We start from the raw sequence: 2,279 nt of genomic DNA, 5'->3' as shown, positions 1-2,279 counted from the left end.
CTGAAGATAACCAAATCCTTGGTGCTTTCCTGTTCCGTGTCAGAATCCTTCCGACAAGGTTTAATTTACGCGATTTAGGATTTTGGACAATAGATTTGCATCACACTTTCAATTCAATAAAGTTGTTAATTATATAAAACAATTAAAATTCAGCAGCTTAACCATATGCACTTAAATCTCTCTAGTGATGTATTCGTGTTATCTCACAGCCTTTGTAAGAGATCTCTCACAAGCTATGGGCGGTTTTATGATTCGCTATCATTCACCGGAGCGAGTAAAATGACCAAAGACTAAAAATGGAGGTCAACATGCTGACAAAAGATGTGTCTGAAGAGTTGAAATCAGTGCTTGAAGGACTGCAAGCACAAGGGAAAGAGCCGACAGTTGCTTTAGTTAAAGCTCGTATGAGCACATCCGTTCCGATGCCAGCTTTAATCATGACTATCAAAAGCTGGAAAAGCGCCAATCGCGTCCCTAAAGTTGAAGTCGCGACACAAGAAGAGCCGACACTTGATCGTGTTAGCCAACTGGAAAAGCAAATCCTTGAACTTACCGCTCGTGTTGCCACGCTTGAAGCCAAATTAACTGAGTAATAAGTTAACTGAACAATAAGCTAACTGGCCAATAAGGCAACTGAGCAATGAGTTGACCGATAAATAAGCTAACAGAGAAATAGAACACTATGAAGATATGGGTTGATGCGGACGCTTGTCCCAAGGTTATCCGAGAAACAATCGTACGCGCAGCTGAACGCACAGGGGTCGAATGTACCTTTGTAGCAAACCATTTGGTTCCCATATCCAATAAGTTCACAAAGAAATCATTGCTAAGCGCGCCCTTGTTGCGGGTGAACACACCATGCTTTGAACCATCAGCATTCGTGTTCAACACGCGCATGCCACCAACAAGAACAGTCATTTCAGGCGCAGTCAGCGTCAGCAATTGTGCACGGTCAACCAACAATTCTTCGGCAGTCTGGTTTTGACCTTCTTGCTTGTAGTTGCGGAAACCATCAGCTTTTGGTTCCAACACTGCAAATGATTCTGTATCGGTCTGCTCTGCGCTCGCATCCGTCCGCCCAGGGGTGAACGGCACCTTGACTGAATGCCCTGCATCCTTGGCAGCTTGTTCAACTGCAGCGCATCCACCAAGAACAATCAAATCAGCAAGAGAAACCTTTTTGGCTCCCTTGTTGAATTTCTTTTGAATGCCTTCAAGAACGCTGAGCACTTTTTTCAATTGCGCAGGACGGTTCACTTTCCAGTTTTTCTGAGGAGCCAGACGGATCCGCGCACCGTTGGCGCCGCCGCGTTTGTCACTGCCTCTGAAAGTTGAAGCAGATGCCCAGGCAACAGAAACCAATTGCGAAACAGAAAGTCCTGATTTCAGGATTTCAGCTTTTAACACAGCCGCTTCTTTGCCATTGATCAGCTTGTGATCCACTGCCGGAACAGGGTCCTGCCAAATCAATTCTTCCTGCGGAACTTCACTCCCGAGATAGCGAGTGACTGGTCCCATATCGCGGTGAGTCAGTTTGAACCAGGCTCTTGCAAACGCATCAGCAAACTCTTCCGGGTTTTCATGAAAGCGTTTTGAAATTTTCGCGTAAGACGGATCCATCTTCATGGCCATATCAGCCGTCGTCATCATCAATGGCTCAGACTTGGAAGCATTATGCGCTGCTGGAGCCTTCTTCGCTGCTGACGCCTTGGTTGGTGTCCATTGATTGGCGCCTGCCGGGCTTTTGGTAAGTTCCCAATCATAGCCGAGCAATGCATCAAAATAACCATTGTCCCAGGTTGTCGGGTTTGTAGTCCAAGCCCCTTCGATACCACTGGTAATTGTGTCATCACCCTTACCGCTGCGCATTGAGTTGAGCCAACCAAAACCTTGATCTTCAATCTCTGCGCCCTCTGGCTCAGCTCCTAGCTCTTCGGCATTACCATTACCATGAGCCTTACCCACCGTATGGCCACCAGCCGTCAACGCAACCGTTTCTTCATCATTCATCGCCATACGCTCAAACGTCGTACGAATATCATGCGCTGTTTTCAGCGGATCGGGATTACCATCAACCCCTTCTGGATTAACATAAATCAATCCCATCATCACTGCGGCCAAAGGATTAGCCAAATTTCGTTCGCCGGAATAACGGCTATTTTCACTATCACTAGGTGCAAGCCACTCTTTTTCGGCCCCCCAGTAAATATCTTTTTCTGGATGCCAAATATCTTCGCGGCCAAATGCAAACCCAAACGTTTTTAGCCCCATGGATTCAT

Annotated in this window: 2 protein-coding genes; one reads left to right on the top strand and one right to left on the bottom strand. The window is 46.6% G+C overall.

The window, feature by feature from the left end:
• Positions 1-308: 308 nt before the first annotated feature.
• Positions 309-593 carry a hypothetical protein gene (locus tag Q0241_RS21175; RefSeq protein ID WP_016800689.1) on the top strand — a complete coding sequence of 95 codons (285 nt, stop codon included), beginning with the start codon at positions 309-311 and terminating at the stop codon, positions 591-593.
• 4 nt (positions 594-597) lie between these two features.
• On the opposite strand, the gene katG is transcribed toward Q0241_RS21175, so the two are convergent.
• On the bottom strand, positions 598-2,279 hold a 1,682-nt coding region (gene katG, locus Q0241_RS21170), incomplete at its 5' end, for a catalase/peroxidase HPI (protein WP_366941211.1).

This window comes from uncultured Kiloniella sp. (assembly GCF_937128705.1).
Lineage (GTDB): Bacteria > Pseudomonadota > Alphaproteobacteria > Kiloniellales > Kiloniellaceae > Kiloniella.
This window is presented reverse-complemented; position numbering and strand designations above follow the sequence as displayed.